At 45.9% G+C, this 19,319-nt stretch carries 14 protein-coding genes; 6 read left to right on the forward strand and 8 right to left on the reverse strand.

The features are described from left to right. Positions 1-22: 22 nt before the first annotated feature. From OJ16_RS06765 to OJ16_RS06785, 5 genes are all read right to left on the reverse strand, one after another. Positions 23-382 carry an Hpt domain-containing protein gene (locus OJ16_RS06765; RefSeq protein ID WP_040988618.1) on the reverse strand — a complete coding sequence of 120 codons (360 nt, stop codon included), beginning with the start codon at positions 380-382 and terminating at the stop codon, positions 23-25. 382 nt (positions 383-764) lie between these two features. Next, complete coding sequence (locus OJ16_RS06770; protein WP_040988620.1) at positions 765-1,457, reverse strand: P-loop NTPase family protein; 693 nt, start codon at positions 1,455-1,457, stop codon at positions 765-767. Further along, positions 1,457-3,553, reverse strand: coding sequence for an SLBB domain-containing protein (locus tag OJ16_RS06775; RefSeq protein ID WP_040988622.1), 2,097 nt, complete (start codon positions 3,551-3,553; stop codon positions 1,457-1,459). The genes OJ16_RS06770 and OJ16_RS06775 overlap by 1 nt, the downstream gene beginning before the upstream one ends. Continuing rightward, entirely contained in the window at positions 3,540-4,376 is an 837-nt protein-coding gene (locus OJ16_RS06780) for an OmpA family protein (RefSeq protein ID WP_040988623.1), read from the reverse strand. Before OJ16_RS06780 ends, OJ16_RS06775 begins: the two co-directional genes overlap by 14 nt. Before the next feature lie 25 nt (positions 4,377-4,401). Continuing rightward, complete coding sequence (locus tag OJ16_RS06785; RefSeq protein WP_040988625.1) at positions 4,402-4,722, reverse strand: STAS domain-containing protein; 321 nt, start codon at positions 4,720-4,722, stop codon at positions 4,402-4,404. 313 nt (positions 4,723-5,035) lie between these two features. Here OJ16_RS06785 and OJ16_RS06790 point away from each other — a divergent pair, with 313 nt between their 5' ends. Beyond that, the gene (locus OJ16_RS06790; protein WP_040988627.1) at positions 5,036-5,899 is read left to right on the forward strand and encodes a DNA ligase; all 864 of its coding nucleotides are present in this window, start codon (positions 5,036-5,038) and stop codon (positions 5,897-5,899) included. Positions 5,900-5,966: 67 nt separating this feature from the next. On the opposite strand, the gene OJ16_RS06795 is transcribed toward OJ16_RS06790, so the two are convergent. Then, on the reverse strand, positions 5,967-6,812 hold the full coding sequence (locus OJ16_RS06795) for a MurR/RpiR family transcriptional regulator (RefSeq protein WP_040988629.1): 846 nt from the start codon (positions 6,810-6,812) through the stop codon (positions 5,967-5,969). 240 nt (positions 6,813-7,052) lie between these two features. Here OJ16_RS06795 and murQ point away from each other — a divergent pair, with 240 nt between their 5' ends. The 3 genes from murQ (at position 7,053) to OJ16_RS06810 (ending at position 13,002) form a co-directional block, all read left to right on the forward strand. Further along, positions 7,053-7,970, forward strand: coding sequence for an N-acetylmuramic acid 6-phosphate etherase (gene murQ, locus OJ16_RS06800; protein WP_040988631.1), 918 nt, complete (start codon positions 7,053-7,055; stop codon positions 7,968-7,970). A 43-nt stretch (positions 7,971-8,013) separates the two neighbouring features. Next, entirely contained in the window at positions 8,014-9,462 is a 1,449-nt protein-coding gene (gene murP / locus OJ16_RS06805; RefSeq protein ID WP_040988633.1) for a PTS N-acetylmuramic acid transporter subunit IIBC, read from the forward strand. A 297-nt stretch (positions 9,463-9,759) separates the two neighbouring features. After that, positions 9,760-13,002 (forward strand): DUF748 domain-containing protein, encoded by a 3,243-nt coding sequence (locus OJ16_RS06810; protein WP_040988635.1) that lies wholly within the window; start codon positions 9,760-9,762, stop codon positions 13,000-13,002. 139 nt (positions 13,003-13,141) lie between these two features. Here the strand turns inward: OJ16_RS06810 and OJ16_RS06815 are convergent, their stop codons facing one another. Beyond that, positions 13,142-14,092 carry a LysR family transcriptional regulator gene (locus tag OJ16_RS06815; protein ID WP_040988637.1) on the reverse strand — a complete coding sequence of 317 codons (951 nt, stop codon included), beginning with the start codon at positions 14,090-14,092 and terminating at the stop codon, positions 13,142-13,144. A gap of 184 nt (positions 14,093-14,276) precedes the next feature. Between OJ16_RS06815 and OJ16_RS06820 the strand changes: the two genes are divergently transcribed. Next, positions 14,277-15,089 carry an enoyl-CoA hydratase/isomerase family protein gene (locus tag OJ16_RS06820; RefSeq protein WP_040988639.1) on the forward strand — a complete coding sequence of 271 codons (813 nt, stop codon included), beginning with the start codon at positions 14,277-14,279 and terminating at the stop codon, positions 15,087-15,089. Positions 15,090-15,171: 82 nt separating this feature from the next. Beyond that, positions 15,172-16,053: a radical SAM protein gene (locus tag OJ16_RS06825; protein ID WP_040988641.1), complete on the forward strand. Its 882-nt coding sequence runs from the start codon at positions 15,172-15,174 to the stop codon at positions 16,051-16,053. A gap of 91 nt (positions 16,054-16,144) precedes the next feature. Here OJ16_RS06825 and OJ16_RS06830 read toward each other — a convergent pair whose 3' ends face one another. After that, positions 16,145-19,084, reverse strand: a complete 2,940-nt coding sequence (locus OJ16_RS06830; protein WP_052810312.1) for an alkaline phosphatase family protein — start codon at positions 19,082-19,084, stop codon at positions 16,145-16,147. Between the last annotated feature and the right edge of the window lie 235 nt (positions 19,085-19,319).

Raw genomic sequence — 19,319 nt, forward strand, 5'->3', positions numbered from 1 at the left:
TGAAATTATTTAAATATTGGTTTTATTCTGAAAAGCCTAAGGTATTTCTATGGGCAAGTGCCACGAGAGATCGCTGCGCGATATCGATCAATTCATGATGATATTCAAATGCTTCTTCGCTTTGTCCTTTGAGGCAAAGGTGCTCAATTTTACGCGCTAAATCGGAAAGCTCTCGGTTTCCAAGCGCCAGCGATGAACTGCCTAATGTGTGGCTTTCAAACTCAAGTGTCTTCGCATCTCGCTCAATAAAAGCGTTGTTCATTGTGTCGATTCGCTCGGTTGACTCTTCAATATAGTGCTCAATCAAAAGGGGTAAAACGTCTGCGCTAGTATCTTGAATCATTTGTTGCAAGATCTCTTCTTCCACAAGTTCAATATCCACGGTTGTCTCCTTACATCAATTCCGACAGCAACGAGTCACTATTGGTGCATTTTCGTTGGTTATAATTTAAGAATAGATGAATTTTTTCAATTGGTTGTGACAATTGTAGGGGTTTTGACATGTAACCCTTTATTCCTGCATGTGTGATGAGAATACGGTTATTCTCAGCATGCTTGTTCTTTAATGAGCAAAGTGAAGGGCGTCTGGGTGATAGTTGTGGTCGTGTCGCGCGTACATGTTGCGCTCGGGGCTTGGCATCATGCGTTTGTCGCTTATCTAACGTTCGGCCTTAATTCAAGGCTAAGCTCAGTTCTAGTTCTTAGTCTGTAACTGAAAGACGTCGATGAGAGTGAGAGCGGGCAGGAGTAGACACGACAAGCCGCTAAGCGATTTGGGTGAGCAGTTCATTCTGAAGTAATTTGGCACTCCAGCGTTGTCGCCATTTTTGCGGAATCCAATGCAGCCGATTGAGTTCTCGCACCATTTCTTGCGCAAGACTGGGTTGGTATTGGCTATTCATCACACAGCCAATAATGTCGGCTTCACTGCGGTTTAATAATTCCATCGCAGAGTGTAAATGATGCTGACGAGTATGAGCACCTAAGACCACGAGCAAGGTGTGCTGACAAGCACTGGCAACACATTGCGCCGAAATATTACCTTGGTTCACCTGCAGTAACGGTGATGTATCAATGACCACTTTATCAAAATCAATTAACCAAGATTGAATCATTTTTTGCAAGTAGTGCGGGTTTCGATAATTAACTATCGCGGACTGTGAGCAAGGTTTGATGATACCGGTAAAAACACGACCATTTTCGACCTGTTGCAGCCAGGTAACCTCGTCACCGTCGGTCTGATGGGGAAGACCTAACGGCTCAAAGGCGGAATGAAAGAGATTGAGGTCCACCAACAGTGTCGATTGTCCCGCCAGTAAAAAACGCTCGGTTAACGCAGCGGCAACCGATGTGACACCGTCACCTGAGTGGCAGGCCGTCACGCATATTGAGCGCGACTGGGCGCTTTCCGCGGCCAGATAAATTTGTTCTATCTCATCGTGCGTCGCAGGAATCATTACAGCGCTCCTATCAAAACAATGGTGGTCGTCAATCGTAGTATGTCTTCAAGGCCGACACGCGCTTTTTCTAAGAAACTGTCGCGGCGATCAGGCACAAAGATGGTGTCACCTGCTCGAATCACGGGCAACTCATAGATATTGGCGGTTTTACTAAAATTAATTAGATTGAAGGTGCGAGCTTGTTCTTGGCAGCATGACATATTGACCACCGAGATTTTTTCTAGATACGCGCTGTCACTTGGGCCTCCTGCTTCAGCAAGAATGTCAAGAATCGTCATATTATCGTTAAACACGTAACGGCCGGGTTTGTTCACAGCGCCGAGAATACGGATGGTGGACTCTTTACTTTTGTCGAGCCAGTTCTTGTCTTTCTCGGGAATATAAATGGTGTCACCCATAGTGACGTTGGGCAGCAATGATTCGTCACCCGTCTCAAAGTAAAGTGATAGATTTAATTGACTCACTTTTGAGTAGGTTTTGTCACGATGCGTCACTCGGATGTTGTGGATGTCGGCATCTTTGGTTGGGCCATCGGCGGCAGACAAAATATCCAAAAAGTGCATCTCTTTGGTGAAGCGATAACGACCAGGAGAATTGACTTGGCCGAAGACATAAATAGAAGCATCAGAGCTTTGGCGAACCCATTGTGATTTGTTGTCTGACGGATCTTGCGGTAAATCATGAATACGGACGATGGATCCTGCACTGATGTAGGGCAGATCGTAACTTGGTGCTCCGTTGATGATGAATTCATCTAAGTTGAATGTGTGTAGTTTGCCATCGCCATTCACCACTTCAATCTTGGTGGTATCGGCTCGTAACGTGGGTCCACCAACGTGGGCAAGCAAATCCATTAAGTCCATTTCATTCGACCATTCAATGCGACCTGGTCGAACGACTTCACCAATAACACTGACGGCTCGGTCGGGGGCGATTTTTAACCATGACTTCTCATTCATGTCGGTCTTTTCAGGGACAAAAATAGCGTCCCCGGGGGCAATGTTAGGAGGGCTTTGGTTAGATAAGCCCTCGGTATAAGCGGTGAGATCAAATTTGATCACTCGACCATTGGCCTTGATCAAGCGAATTTGGCGTGATTCAGCAAAACGGGTTGGACCGCCAGCATTAGCAAGAATGTCCATAAAAGAGGCGCCTGATTTGCCTTCATAAGCACCAGGATGAGCGACTTCACCCATGATATACACCACATTGGCACCGGCTTTAATCTCTTCTTCTTGTTTGGGAACAAAAATGGTGGTGCCTTGCGATAGCTTTGGCAGCAATGATTTGTCGCCACTGTCGAGATAGCTTTTTAAATTGAACATTTGCGGTGAGTTATTGGTGATGACGCGAATTTGCTCAACAGATGCGTAGCGTGTTACACCGCCGGCACGCATGAGGACGTCGACTAAATCAGTGTTTGATTTATAGGAGAATGAACCCGGCGCATTCACTTCGCCAAACACCTTAATGGCGGTTCGGCTGTCAGCGCTATCACCAGCATTGGCTTGTTTGGCGGCATCGAATTGTTGCTCGATATTGCCGACAAGCGGAGAGGCGGGCACAAAAAGACTGTCGAGAGAACGCATCGTTGGTAGAAGAGATTCATCACCCGAATCGAGAAAGGCTTTGTAGTTAAACGTTTGCTTTTCTTGGCCGCGTTTTAAGAGCATGTTATCGAGCTGCGCGCCTGAACGTAGACCTCCGGCAGCATGAAGAGCCATCTGAATATTGGCGTTTTTGGGTAACGTGTATTCGCCCGGCGAGGTAACGTAACCCTGCACTGAGATCAGTATTTGTTGCTCTGAAATGTACACACTAGCAGAAGAAACATCACGATAGACTTCGCTTAATGCGGTTAATACGGTCTCTGACAATTGCTTTTCAGTGTAGCCCGCCACATACAAGGTACCAATTTCAGGAATCTCGATTCGTCCACGCTTATCGACCTGAAATCCACGGTTTAATGAGACTTCACCGGGTAGGTTAATCTGCACCATATCCCCGATCTGCACTTTTTCTGTGGTCGGGTTGGCGATGACGTGACTGCTCAAGAGGCTCAGCATCAGGAATAACAGATTAATCCAGCGCATAATAACCTCCTTGTGGCGTTCGTTCTGCCAACTCTTTCGTGGCGATGACTTCGATGCTGACTCGGCGATTGGTCAGTTTCACGCCTTCACTGTCACCGTCATAAAGGGGAAGTGAGTCACCCAGCGAATGCGTTGTGATCCGTTGAGGGTCAAGGCCAAAGATGGTCAGGTAGCGTTTGACCTGTTGAGCTCGACCCATGGCGAGTTTCTTGTTTGATAACTCATCGCCTGTGGCGTCAGCATGGCCGGTTACCGAGAGATTGAAACTGGGATTTTCGCGTAAAATATAAGCGGCTTTCGCTAAATGGCCCATGTATTTGGGATTCACTTCGGTTGAATTGAAGGCAAATTGGTTATCGACATTAAGCAGTTTGTAGAGCTCATCAACGACAGAGAGCTGCAAACGGAAGGCATCTTCGTTAATCGGCGGGGCACAATTGGCTTGAGATGTGACGTAATCGAGTTGGCGCTCAAGTTCACCCAAGCGTTTACGCTGAATGACGATATCATTGGCGGCATCAAGCAGCAATCCGCCCTCAAGTTCACGAGCAATCCGATTTTGCTTCTCAATGGCTTGAACGACAGCGGCAGGAAAGCACCAACGAGCGCCTTCGCGAATCAGTGAATCGAGATGGAGCTTAGTGAGCTGCCAATCGAAGCGCAAGCCGTGTTCAGGTCCAAGTGGCTCGTCGGGCATGACGGGTGAAAACCCGTTTTCAATATGATTTTCTCCGAGGCCACCGCTCCCTGAGTCAGGATAACTGGTGCACCCTAGCAGAAATATCGACACAGCTAAGGCTATGCTCGTGCGTAAATTGTTCATGCCAACCGCCTATTATTATTTTTTATTAGTGCTTTTGAGAATTAACGGGTATTGCCTGGTTGATTCTTAGTAAGTTGATGATTTCTAGTGGCTGACCGGTGGCATTTTCAATGCGCATGTTACGTTGGCGTTCGACTAGACGTTTGTAGAGATATACGATCGCCCCGATGCCTGAAGAATCAAGAAAACCGACATGAGTAAGATCGATTTCAATTTCAGCATGTGACGGATCGGCAATAATCTCGTCGAGATGGGGTTGAGCGCTGCGACTGCCTGCCGCGTCTAAGTTACCGTCAATAACGAGCGTTAGAATATTTTGGTTGGTTTCGATCTTACGTAGTTCCATAACATGACTCCTCTAAGTTTGCTTAAACATGGAGCATGGAATGTGCCAAGATTTATAACCCTTAAATAACAATAACTTAATTGGCATTCTCTTTAGGTGTACAACGCTATTCTCATTTTGACAGTCAGACTGCAAAGAAGGCGTATCCGTCATTGCGTTAACTCTATAATGGCGATACAAACTCAATGGATGCAAAAAAGGCCCCTCATTTTTATGCGGCAGTTTGCGAACTGCGCCGCGGTAAATTCATACTTTTTCTCGCGCGGATTACGATAATTTATGACTATCCCGTATCAGTATAGGTTGCATATGTATGTCGCGCACATTCACCGTCATTGCCAGTTGTTTTTTCGCTACATTGAGCACGAATGCGTACTCATTCGGCGATGGTTCCACGATCAGTCGGGGACCACAACCGGTCTTGCTGGCTCAACAATATCAATCGGGATTCGATCTTCGTCAGTATTGGAAAAGTGAAAAATTGGACGGAATCCGTGCTGTATGGGATGGCCAGCAATTAAAGACTCGAAACGGCCGTGTGATCAGTGCTCCGGAATGGTTTACGGACCCATTACCCAAATCCCCATTAGATGGTGAGCTATGGGCTGGGCGTGGTAATTTTCATCTTGTTCAACAAACAGTGCTCGATCATAAACCGGTGGATCAGGCATGGAAGCAAATTGAGTTTATGCTCTTTGATATGCCGGATGGGGCAGGGAGCTATAAAGAGCGCTATGGCGATTTAGTGGCTTGGGTTAATCAATTGAAATCGGATCATGTTCATTATGTGGAGCACACACCTATTCTTTCAGAGTATGCGCTTTATGAACATTTAAATGCCATTGATCGTGCGTCAGGTGAAGGCGTGATGCTACGGAAAATAGACAGCCTTTACCAAGCGGGCAGAAGCGCTGATTTGCTGAAGTTGAAATCGCATCAAGATGATGAGGCGATTGTTGTGGGGTATAAATTGGGTAAAGGAAAATACAAAGGGCAAGTAGGGGCATTACTGGTGGAATGGAAGCCGGGTGTTCGTTTCTATATTGGCAGCGGTTTGAGTGATGAAATGAGGCGCTCACCACCGCCCTTGGGCAGCAAAATAACGTTTCGCCATAATGGTTACACGCATAATCATATCCCAAAGTTTGCTCGATATTTGCGAGAGCGAGTAGAGTAACCCCATTCGAGATAAATTTTTGATCATTCGTCACTTTCTACCCATAAGATGACGATGTTGAACGACGCTATAAGCGCTTAATTTGTGACGCAATTTCGTTAATCATCTCTTGCCCATCATCACCGCGCAGTTTGACGAGAGTAATGAATATCGCGTCAGCAATAACATGTTGCGCGGTTCGTGCCGCCATTGAGGAGGCGCGATGTGCGGATTCATCGGCGACGGTATCTAAACAAATATCCGCGATATCGCGTAACGCACTTTTTTGCGGTGATGTCATTGCAATCACAGTTGCGCCTTTCTCTTTGGCCGTTTCCGCCGCAAGATTGATTTCTTTTGTTGTGCCTTGAAAAGAAAATACGATTTGCACATCGTTGGGAGTGAGCGTTCTTGCCATTCCTATCTGGACGTGACTGTCCATTTCCGTAATCGCTAATATTCCAAGTTTCAGCAGCTTATAGCCGAGATCTTTGCCTGACAAGGCCGAAGCGCCCATGCCGACAATTTGCACTTTGTGGGCGTGATTAATCAGTTCAACGACACGATCAAAGCGTTCAGAATCGAGCGCATGACTGGTTTGGAAAATCGCATCGGTCTTGGCTTTCACCAATTTTTGGATAATGGTGCTGGTGGAATCGGTCATCGCAATATTGGCGTGCAGCGGAGAGGATTGCAGAGCAAATTTTCGACTGATTTCTTCGGTCAGCGCTTGCTTGAATTGGCTATACCCTTTGAAGCCGATTTTTTGGGTGAATTTTACGATACTGGACTGACTCACTCCAATCGCACTGGCTAACTCTTGACTGGTGAGTGCCATGGTTTTTTCTGTATTGGCTAAGACCCAGTCGGCAATGGTGACTCCGCTAGCGGATAACTTATCTCGTTTTGAAACCAACCTATGTGTGAAACTCATCACTTTTCCTGAATCTAGTTAAAATAAATTATTCCAAAAACAAATTCGATTATTTATGAAGAATTTGTGGCACTAACTAAGCATACCTAAATATTTTGGCGTGAAACGACAATGTTCAATCAAGATTATTCCATTCCCTATGTAATTTTGGAATAAATAATTATGTGATCTGTCTCTTCGTTTTGGATTTTGGGATTCTCTATTATCCGCCCATAAATTGGGAACGAATAAGAGCAAACCATGAAAATTGACCTAAGCCACCTAGTAACCGAAAGCCGTAACGAAAGCAGCCAAAATATCGACATTTTACCGACATTAGAAATGCTGCAGGTGATCAACACTGAAGACCAAAAGGTGGCTTTAGCGGTTGAGAAAGTCCTACCGGAAATTGCACAAGTCGTCGATGCGACAAAAGCGGCCTTTTCTCAGGGTGGACGTCTTATCTATATGGGAGCCGGTACGTCAGGTCGTTTGGGTATTTTAGATGCGAGCGAATGTCCTCCAACCTATGGCACACCGGCCGAGCAAGTGGTTGGCTTAATCGCAGGTGGTCATCAAGCGATTTTAAAAGCGGTTGAGAACGCGGAAGATTCACCGCAATTGGCCGTGGCAGATCTGCAAGCATTGAACCTAACCGATAAAGATGTCGTGGTGGGTATTGCGGCGAGTGGCCGCACGCCATATGTCATTGGCGGTATGGAATACGCGCGTAATACAGGTGCCTTTGTGGCGTCGATTGTTTGTAACCCTTCATGCCCTATGATTGCCGCGGCAGACGTCGCCATTGTGACGATCGTTGGCCCTGAGATCGTGACGGGATCATCAAGAATGAAAGCGGGCACGGCGCAAAAACTGGTGCTGAATATGATCACCACAGGCGCGATGATCCGCAGCGGAAAAGTGTTTGGTAACTTGATGGTCGATGTGGAAGCGACGAACGCTAAGTTGATTCAACGCCAAGCGAACATCGTGATGGAAGCAACGGGCGCCGATGAGCAAGAAGCTGAACTTGCGCTTGCGCAGTGCCAAAGAAATTGTAAAACCGCGATTTTGATGATTCTCGCGGGAATTAACGCCCAAGAAGCCAAAGCATTGCTTGATCAAAATGATGGTTTCATTCGAGTGGCACTTGACTGTCATCATCAATCTCAACAGTAGCATTGAAGCAAACACTCTTTGGAATGTCTAAAGGAATACGGTAATGGCTAAAATTACACTTGATACCATTGATACGATTATCGCGGCAGTCGGTGGTAGCGCAAATATTGAGAAAGCGGGCAACTGCATGACGCGCCTGCGTTTGACGTTGAATCGTACTGAAACGGTTGACCAAGCAAAACTTAAAACAATCCCCGGCGTATTGGGATTGGTGGAATCAGACCAGCAGTTTCAAATCATTTTAGGCCCAGGTAAGGCGCAGCAAGCCGCTGAAATGATGAATGAGATACTTGCAGATACGCCAGCAGGTCAGGCTGAGCCAATAAAAAATGATGACTTGAATACGATTGCGAAACAACAAAAGTCGCAAATGAAAAGTAAGCAAACCAGTGGGATTCAGCGCTTTTTAAGCAAATTTGCGACGATATTTACGCCGCTAATCCCAGGTTTTATCGCTGCTGGTTTGTTGTTGGGCTTTGCAACATTGATTGAACAAACCATGATTGTCGGTCAAGATCCGAGTCAATTTGTTATCAGCCTTGTTTCTTACATGAAAGTATTTGGCAAGGGTCTATTCGCTTTCCTAAGTATCTTGATTGGCTATAACGCCCAACAAGCGTTTGGTGGTTCGGGTGTGAATGGCGCGATTTTAGCGTCGCTATTTGTGCTGGGTTATAACCCTGATGCGACATCGGGCATTTACTCTGGAATGAGTGATTTCTTTGGCTTTGCCATTGACCCACGCGGCAATATCATCGGTGTCTTACTCGCGGCGATATTAGGTGCCCACGTAGAGCGTTGGGTTCGCAAATTCATGCCTGATGACTTGGATATGATCCTAACCTCAGTCGTTACACTACTGATCATGGGTGCGGTGACGTTTATTGTTATTATGCCTGTTGGCGGAATGCTATTTAAAGGCATGTCTTGGTTGTTCTTAAACTTGAATGACAATCCGTTTGGGGCCGCGGTGCTGGCGGGTTTATTCCTTATTTCTGTCGTGTTTGGTATTCACCAAGGTTTTGTACCGGTTTACTTTGCTTTGATGGAAGTGCAGGGCTTCAACTCTTTGTTCCCAATCCTAGCGATGGCGGGTGCAGGTCAAGTCGGGGCATCATTGGCGCTATATTGGAAAGCGAAAAAAGAATCGACGCTGCGCACGCAAATTCGTGGTGCGATTATTCCGGGTATCTTGGGTATCGGTGAACCTCTTATTTATGGTGTGACCTTGCCGCGTGTTAAACCGTTCGTGACCGCGTGTATTGGTGGTGCTGCGGGTGGTTTCTTTATTGGTCTTGTGTCTTATCTTGGTTTGCCTGTCGGGTTGAATACTGTCTTTGGCCCGTCGGGTATTGTGGCAATTCCTCTAATGACATCGAATGAAGGCATTTTTGCGGGTATGGCCATTTTTGTCATCGGCTTACTGATTGCTTATGCAGTTGGCTTTATTGCAACCTTGTTTTTTGGTAGTAAGGACATCGATCTGTCTTAATCTGTCAAATGTTTATGCAAAACAAATAGATAGTTAAAATGCGTCACACTAACCACTGCATTCTCGTTGTGCAGTGGTTTTTTTTGTCTTTGTGAACTGCTCATGTTTGCGACAAACGACACGGCTTTTGTATGGGTATTTCAACTGCGCTCTAGACAGGCCTGCAGGGGCAGAATAAAATTTTGCAAAATGCCATGCTCATTGCAGTGGCGAGTGTGATCCAATAGATAATTCTAAATCCTCATGCCGCGAGTCGTGGGGGGATAAGTCGATAAAGACGTAGGAGTAGTAGTCATAGTGTCGATCAAAATAAAAGCAGTATGGGCAAAGTTTCGTTCTTTGCCATGGGTTGTTCGTTGGAGTACGTACACGATAAGTGTTTACCTATGTTATGCCGCTTTATTTGGTTTGCTCGTCCCGTATATTGCAAAACAGCAAATACCTGAACAACTCTCTAAATTGGTAGAACGTCCGGTGACGTTAACGGATATGACTATCAACCCATTTACATTGCAGATCGACATTAAAGGTTTTGCGATTCTGGAAAACGACCAAACGCCGTTTATCAAATTTGATCATGCCAGTAGCCAAGTCAATCTTTGGCAGTCGTTATTTAATGGCGCCGTGTCGATTGAGTATGTCTCTCTGGATAAACCTTATATCAATGTTGAACGTCTCGATAATCAAAATGCGCTGTTGTTTAATTTCAGCGATATGCTCGTGGCGATGACGCGGAACACTGAGCATAACAATACCGTGACGGACACTGCGACGGATTTAGCGCAATCAGAAGATCAGATTGCGGACGAAGCGGTTGATCGCCACGCGCCGTTGTTCCCATTACAGATCAAGCAAACCACATTAAACGGTGGTGATGTGCGTTTCGTGGATGGCGTAACGGGGACGCAACTTCATTATCCTAATATCGATGTCACTCTCGGTGAGTTCGCAACGCAAGGTTTGTTGAGCGATTCGGCACAAATCAACCAATATAAACTACGGATTACGGATGCTGACTCCGCCACATTAGCACTCAATGGCCAAGTCCAATTAAAGCCACTCAAGGTGGTTGGTGATGTGGCGATAAATCACATTCAATTGCCGCGTTTGTGGGGTTTTATTGAAAAAGATCTCACGGCGAAATTGACCTCAGGTACAGTGAGTTTTTCATCTCAGTATCAAATCGCTCAAACCATTGGCGAAACGCAAGCAAGCGATGCGATCAGTATTTCGACCAGCAAGGGGATGTTTGCTCTCAATCAGATCAATGTTAACGCGAGTGATAAGTCGATTGTGGCATTGAGCCACTTCGCGGTGAATGACATTGCGACGGACGTTGACGCGAAAACAGTCAATATTGGCTCACTAACATCCCAAGGCCTGAGTGTGGTCGCGAATATAGATCGCAAGGGCGTTGATCTTGTGTCGCTATTGACACCACATTCCTCTGCGCAGCTAAGCGATGAATCAAGCGAGGAATCAAACGTCAACGCTAAGGAGAGGGCAGAAACACAACCCTCGGCAGCGCCTCAAAGTAATGAAGCAACGAACTCTGCTTGGTTAGTGACGTTGAATGGTGTCGAAATCAAAGACTATCAGTTTGAGGTGACCGAAGAGGTCGCAACCAACAAAGCCAACCAATGGGTATTTTCACCGATTAATTTAACCACGGGTCAAATCGTGAGTGATTTATCTCAGCCGATCGACTTTGACTTATTCATGTCGGTTAATGGCCAAGGTGATATATCCTTTAAAGGTCAAGCGGATGCCAAACAACAAGCAATATTGGCTGACATTGACGTTAAATCATTGAAGCTGGTCCAGTTCCAACCTTATTTGTCGACTGCGATCAATGCCACTTTGACCAGCGGTGAAGTGAATGCTCAAACTCAGTTAAATGCCAACGCTGGCGGTCAAGTTACGGTGAATGGTAGCGTGCAACTGAACCACCTTTCTGTTCGTGACAACAAACTGAAAAAGCCTTTTGTAAAGTGGCGTTCGTTAGCGTTGAATCAGTTCAAATTTGACCTGCAAGCGGCGACATTGCTAGTGGATAGCTTAAACATTAGCGAACCTTATGCGCGAGTCGTCATCAATCAAGATCGTAGCACCAATATTGGTGACTTGATGGTGACTCAATCGACATCTCAGCCCCAAATTTCTGAGGCAAGTGGTTCTGAGGTAAGTAGTTCTGAACTAAGTGCTTCTGAGATAGAGAGTTCTGAGAGATCCGAGCTAGCGACCGTCAACGATGCGAAAGTGGCGAGCCAGTCACGTTCGGATAACACAAAGAGTGATCAACGCGCCAAACCATTTGCACTGAGCGTGCGGAGTATTACGTTCAATAATGGCTCAGCATTCTTTGCGGATAATTCGTTAACGCCTAACTTCTCATCGGGCATTGAGCAGCTCAAAGGCACGATCAGTCATGTATCGAGTATCCCAGGTACGAAGGCGAGTGTGGATATCAGCGGTAACATTGATAAATACGCTCCAGTTCGAGTGAAAGGGGACATTAATCCCTTATTAGAACAGCCGTATTTAGATCTAGACGTCATTTTTAAAAGTGTTGAACTCACCACCGTAAACCCATACTCGGGCACCTATGCCGGCCATTATATCGATCGCGGCCAGCTAACACTGATGCTGAATTATCAACTTGAGAACAACCAGCTGAAAGGTTCAAACCACGTTGTGATCGATCAATTGAAACTCGGTCAAGCCAGTGACAGTGATCTTGCGACCTCTCTGCCAATCAAGTTGGCCATCGCACTATTGCAAGACAGCGATGGGGTGATTGACCTTGGTATGGAAGTGTCGGGTGATGTGAATGATCCAGAGTTCAGTCTTGGTGCAATCATTTGGAATACCATCTCTAATATCATTACCAAAGCGGTAACAGCGCCGTTCTCATTTCTTTCCGATTTGGCCGGTTCCGACGAAGAGTTGAATATCATTGCGTTCGACTACGGGCAGAATACTTTAACGCTTGAAGAGCAAGAGAAGCTAGACACACTTGGTAAGGCATTGGAAACACGTCCAAAACTGACGTTAACGGTGGATGGTGCCGTTGATGCGGCGCCAGATACAAAGGCGTTAGAGTTGGGGCAATTCCAGCAATTATTGGCGGATTACGCTCAAATAACGGTGGCTGAACTTCCCGCTGACCTCAGCGCAAGCACATTACCGGTTAGCGGGGTGCTATCGAATGCGATGAAAGCCCTATATCTTGCGGAATATGGTGAAGAAGCGATCACCGTTCGAGAGCAGATTGAAAATGAAGCCGTTAGCCAAGAAGTGACACTGACGAAAGAGGATCTTGAGCATCGTTGGCATATCGCTTTGTATAACTTAGTGTTGAATAAGCAGAAGCTAGAAGATGGAAGCTTAGGTCGTCTCGCTCAGCAACGGGCTCAAGCGGTGAAAGCGTATTTGGTGGATGTGGTGAACGTTGATGCCTCGCGCGTGTTTTTACTCGACAGCCGTTTCGATATCGACAAAGACAAGAGCAGTGTTTCGCTGACATTAGAGGCTGACTAACCGGATTCATGCCACGAGGCAGTTAGCTAGAAGACATCGCAGAGGCCATTTTTGACTAGCGTCAGAGATGGCCTCTTTTTCGACCGACAACGCTCTTGATTTAGCCGCACCACATCAACATAGACAGCACATCCGTTCTCTACTTATTTCTACCGTATAAATGCTCAAAATTGGGGATGTTACGCTCCCAAACAGGGATATCTTCACCGATGATCGACTTCAGAGCATCAATAAAAAGCTTGGTCTTTATCGGCGCGTCTCGGTGTGGGTAGACCGCATAAAATGAACCAAAATCTTCGATGTTTAGATGGGTCATGATGGGGATCAGTTGGCCATCATTAATTTCATTTTCAATCATCTGAGCCGTCACCACCGCCAGCGTGTTCCCCGCTAAGGTGCTTTTCACCATCATCTCCACATCATTGACCTTATAAGCGGCATTGAGTTGGAAATGTCGTTCACGGCCATCGTCATCTAGGTAAGAAAACTTATCGATAAATAACCCCGGTGCGGAATACACGGTTGCAGGGAGTGATTCTAATTTTTCAATGGTTTCAATCGCACCAAACTGTTGAATGAAATCCGGTGATGCCACGATCAGTAATCGGCTACGCGCTATTTTACGAGACACTAAACTGGAGTTTTTGGGCTTACCAATACGAAACCCAATATCGAAGCCCTCTTTAACGATATCGACGACCTTATCTTCTAGCCGCAGTTCACACTGCACATCGGGATACTGTTTTTGGAAAACGGAGATCGCGTCTTGTACGTATTGTCTGCCAAACATGGTGGAACTGGTAATGCGCAATATACCTCGAGGTTCAGAGTGATAATTTTGCGCCAAGCGGTGTGTGTTGTTAAGCAGTTCCCGCAACTGCTTGGCTTGATTCACCATTTCATTGCCAGCAGCGGTTAGTGACAATGACCGAGTCGTGCGGTTGAGCAGTCGAACACCTAATTCATCCTCTAAACGACTTATTTGTTTTGATATGACAGAACGGTCAACATTTTTTTGATCAGCTACATTAGTAAAGGAACCTTGTTCAATTACATCAAGTAGTAGTAATAAGCGATGAGCGAAATCCAACACAGTCTCCGAGAGTAAAAAGTCATTGGTGCGATATTAGCACCAATATTGTGCTCTTGTGCGTGTTTTTCTCGTCAAGTATGCAGGTTATAGTCGCTGCACTTAGAGAGACTTGGCAAGCGATAAAGCCAGATAGACGCTTCTCAATACAGAGCGTTAGTGACTTATTTTAGAGGAAAGAATAATGAAAAAATTAGCTATCATCAACAATGATGGTATCGCGACCGTTACGATCAGCAATCCACCAGCAAACGTATTAACGATTGATCTTATTAATGAAATTAATGAGTTTGTTCTTTCTTTGAAAGACGACCGTGAGACAAAGGTCGTTGTATTTAAATCATTAAACAGTTCTTTCTTTTTGGCTCACCTTGATTTGAATGTGATTAATGGAACACAAGGTGGACAAGCCGCTTCGATTGAATTTAACCACATGGTCGAAAACATCAAGGCGATGAAACAGGTCTCTGTTGCTGTGATTGATGGTGCAGCGCGTGGGGGCGGTAATGAGTTTGTTATGGCTTGTGATCTGGCTTATGGAACAGAGAATGCGGCGTTTGCTCAACCTGAGATCCACGTAAATATTCCAACGGGCGGGCAAGGTGCGGTGCAATTTGCAAGACGAATGGGCAAAAACAAAGCTTTGCAAGCCCTGCTACTAGGCAATGATTTTACGGCTCAAGAAGCAGAGGCGTTAAACATCATTACTAAATTTGTCCATAGCTCGGAAATGGATGCGTTTCTAGGCGCGACACTTGGTGTCATTAGCAGCTTAGAGATCCGTGACATTGTGATGTACAAAGAAATCATCGCCGCGTCAATTATTGATGAAGAGGCGGGTGCTGAACTTGAGCTTCGCTATTTCCTAGAGCGCGCGAAAGAGCAAAAAACAGCGGCGATCATTGCAGCGTTCTTAAAACATGGCGGCCAAACAGAGCGTGAAGCGAAAGATATGCCAGGCATATTTGCAGACACAGCGGCTGAATTGTCGAAATAAATACGAAATAGATGAATGAAAGGGCCGCCATCATCATGGCGGCTTTTTTGTTGATGCGAGTTGATGTTACGTGAGGTAATACATGAGATACGAAGGTGATATATATCGTCCACCGCCAGAGGCTGATGCGTATATTTTGCAATGTACGATTGGGTGTTCTTATAACAAGTGCACTTACTGTTCAATGTATAAAAATGTCCGCTATCGAGCTCGATCATTAGAAGATCTAAAAGAAGATATCGCCATGGCGAAAGCCGCGTTTGGACAAAACGTTGAAAAAGTATTTCTAAGCGATGGTGATGCGATATCTCTCCCAACGGAGATGTTGCTAGAGATACTCGCGGAGCTCTATCGTGCTTTCCCAAAATTAACCCATGTCAGCACTTATGCCGGCCCACAAAGCACGCTCGATAAATCACTCGAAGAGTTTAAGCAACTTAGAGCTGCAGGATTAACCATGACTTATCTTGGCGTCGAGTCAGGATCTGATGAGGTACTCAAAGCGGTTCGCAAGGGGGTTAGCGCCCAAGAGATGCTGAGCGCGGGGAAAAATATCGTTGAATCAGGAATCAAACTGGTGGCAATGGTGATGATTGGTTTGGGTGGCAGCGGTGATATGTCACGTAAGCATGCACAAGATACCGCCGAATTGATCAATCAGATGAATCCGTATTTGTTGGGGGTTTTAACCACTGTGCCAATGGAAGGCACGGCGCTGTTCAGACAAGTCACCAAGCGTGAATTTACACTTCTCAATCCCTATGAGGTATTACAAGAGATAAAAGTGTTGTTGGAAAACTTGCGATCAGAAAACCTCCTAATAGACAGTACGCATGGTTCCAATTTGTTGGCGATGAAAGGGACATTAGAGAGCGTAAAAACAGACGTATTAGAACAAATTTCGGATATTTTACGCGAGCAAGACAGCAATCTAATTGGTAAAGCATACCTTGGTCGCTTTTGAGTTGTACGACTCGGTAAAATCGGAAGCACGATGTCACTCATAACGCGTGAGCTTTTGTCTCACGCGTTATGATAACCGTTAGGTGAGCAGTTTACGGCTGTTGAATATCCAAACGGTTTAATAGCGATGGGTAACCCCAACCATCTTGATTGGCGATGATGTCTTCACCGGTCAGGTATTCAAACAAGGTTGGTGCCAGTGAACCATTCTCTTCGGTCATTAGTGGCGTGACATTGTCACCAATTGGTGTGCCCCAAAAGCCAATGAAAGCATCCTTTTCTAAATAGCTTTCGCCAGCATGTCGGCCGGGGACTTTGGTGTTGTAACCAATGCCATCTCGAGGGAAGAGGTTAATTGTGCCCGCTCTGGATTCCGCATAGAGTTTGGCCAACTGCACGACAGAGTCAGGGCGAGGGGTGTAGCGCGTTAACTCACGCCATTGCTGTTCATCACACCACGTTTGCGGGTTGTTTTCTTGTGCCTGCAGGACACACTGTCCATAATATCCAGCAAAGGTTTCAAATTCCGCTTTGCTTTGTTCTGGCGCGCTCGGCAGTGCGAGATATGGATTGAGCTGGTGGACATTGAGCAAGCTAGCGTGGTTATCTTGGGCTGAGTAGAAGTAGCGGTCACCGTTTTTCACTATAAACTCGTCAACACGTTCGCCATTGCGTTCGCCTATTAGTCTGACTTTACAGTTATCGCCATTACACTGATTTTCGCGTATCACCATGTAATCGAGCGTCTCCCCCAAGGCACTTAATGTTTCCGCGACCAGATCAATGCTTGTCTCCGATTGATGGTTGATAGGCTGCCATTGCGTTAATTCACTATAAATCGGCTGTGCTTGCCAACCTTGCGATGAGTTAAATAAGTCGAGCATAAAGTTACCGCCTGCGGTGGAAGCAACCACAACGTCTGCAGTCTTGTTGCTTGGGTAATTCAGCGCGTTGGTAATTTTGGGGCCTTCACCTTCATCCGACGATATTTTTTCAATATTTAACGCATAGCCTAGCTTTTTCTCGAGCGGTTGGAAGATGACTTTTTCTGGGTTGAGTGTGTAGTAAACCGGTGCGAGGCCGTGATCTCCCGCCATTCCCCACAATGTCCGCGAGTAAACGCCCGCTTCTTGATACGCCTGTTCTACTTGTCCAATCCAATAATCGAGTCGGTTTAGCTCGCCACTCGGCATAATGATTTCATCACTGAATGGACCAACAAAGTGGGCAAAATGGTCGGGCCAAGGATTATAGATAAGGGTGTAGTCAGGCATCCCTTTGCCATCTAAGTCGGCATACTGTTTGATGCTATTTTCAATGGTCCACTTACGTGACAGTTTGGTGTAGAAACTCCAAAAAGGAATCGCTTGATAGTCGTTGATGTCGTGAATCAATTGCGCACGTAATTGGGTGAGCGCCCGCTCGACTTGAGCTCTTTCTTGCAGTTCACGCACACAACGTTTCTCGCCAAAATCGCGCAGTGTTTCACCGGCTCCAAGATTGACGAGCGCGTCGTAACTGGTGTGTGCATTCCAATCATATTGCGCGTTGCAATTGAGGGTTTTTAGATAACTAAGGCGATCAAACATAGTCTCAACGTTGTTGGCTTGCATAAGTCGATCAAGCTGTAGCGCGTCGTTGCCAAAGAAATAGTAGGCGCGGTCTTCCTCTCTATCCACAAAATGAAAGTTAGGAATACCGGTCCCTTGTTCACCCGATACTTTTGCCCCCGTCTTTATAATTGGCAGGTTACGAACGCTAATGGTGGGCGTTGATGAAATGCCCACTCGCGCGATCGAATCGTAGTGTTCATCATATAAGCGCTTGAAGAAAGGCAAGTAATGGGGATCTTTGTATGTCTGCTCTGATAAGGTCTGTAGGAAGCGCACATCTTGTTGATGTTCAGGACGGGATATGGATTGAGGCGCATCGTATTTTTGGTGGTCAAGATGATTTTCATAGGCGACGTCAATAAAGGGCTTTTGCGGATCGACTAAGCCTTCCATTAACCCTTGTTGCAAGCCATCAACGGTAATTTGCACGGCAAAGCGTCGTTGTTGCTGAGACCGCAAAAAGTCGATGGCGTCACTTGGTTGGTCATCCAAGGCGTTCTGCAGCCAGTGATTGAGCACAGCCGCGCGCTCATCTTGATAAACAAATTGACGATATGCTTTCAAGACATTCAAACGAACAAAGTCAATCAACGTGATTGTCACTGCTTGGGCTTTATTGTTGGTTTTTCCTTGTTGATCAGCTTCGTTATCCGCAATGACGGCTAACAGCGCGTTTTTCATTTCCCCCTCATCCATTCCCGTTGATGCTTGGGCAAGAATACCAATAACGATCGGTTGAATTTGGGCGACTAACGCAAGGTCTTGCTCGCTATTGGTCAGATAGGTGTATTGCGCTGGCAGTTGTTCCATATCTTGCCATTCACCAATCTGAGTCAACGCATCATAGACCGTGACCATTGCAGCCATAAACTCACCATCAACTCGGATGCCTTCTTGGTGCGCTTGATCTTTTTTGTGCTCGGCGGTCTTCGCATGCCCGTCATTCTTTGAACTCTCAGCCATCGCGGTATCGATTTGGAAAAGGGAATGTTCAAATCCTTTCAAGGCGCGTTCGTCATACACCGTTTTGAGATGAGCTTTGAAGACATCTTCGTCGCCTATGCCCGTATAGCGATCATAAAACTGATAGAGAAAGTAACTTAGCGGTATTGAGTAAGTCGGGTTGGCAACTTGCGCCATCACTCTTGCTTTGGTCTTGGCATCTAATGGCAAAGTAAGCAGGTAGGTTTCTAGCGTGACACCGCCTATTGTAAATAGCGTCATGTCACGAGTCAGTCGCGTTGAATAAGACAACGTCGAGACGATGTTATTTTGTAGCACCTCAGCGGAATTAAATAAACCACCTACAATGGGCGTATTGCCAACATCTGCCTGTGCTGAATAGGGAACCAGTATTCCTAGAGGGGACAAAGCGAGCAGGGTGTGGGCTGTAATAGTGTTTAGGTTATACCAAGGCATAGCTTGAAATCCTTTTCATCTACAAGGTACTGAATTTGTTAGGTGTTCTGTAATGCGGCTTTGAATTACACCAATGTAGCTCCATTTTGCCAGCGATTAAAAAGAGTGCAACCGCGACGCCATAACGATTCAACGCAATCGATATTGTTCATGATGAAAAAGGAGGCTGTCAGTGTAATCAAGGGGCAGAGCAGTTAGGTACAAAATCACAACGGATTGAATTGGGGGCTAATAA

The sequence above is a fragment of the Vibrio renipiscarius genome, from assembly GCF_000827885.1.
Taxonomy (GTDB): domain Bacteria; phylum Pseudomonadota; class Gammaproteobacteria; order Enterobacterales; family Vibrionaceae; genus Vibrio; species Vibrio renipiscarius.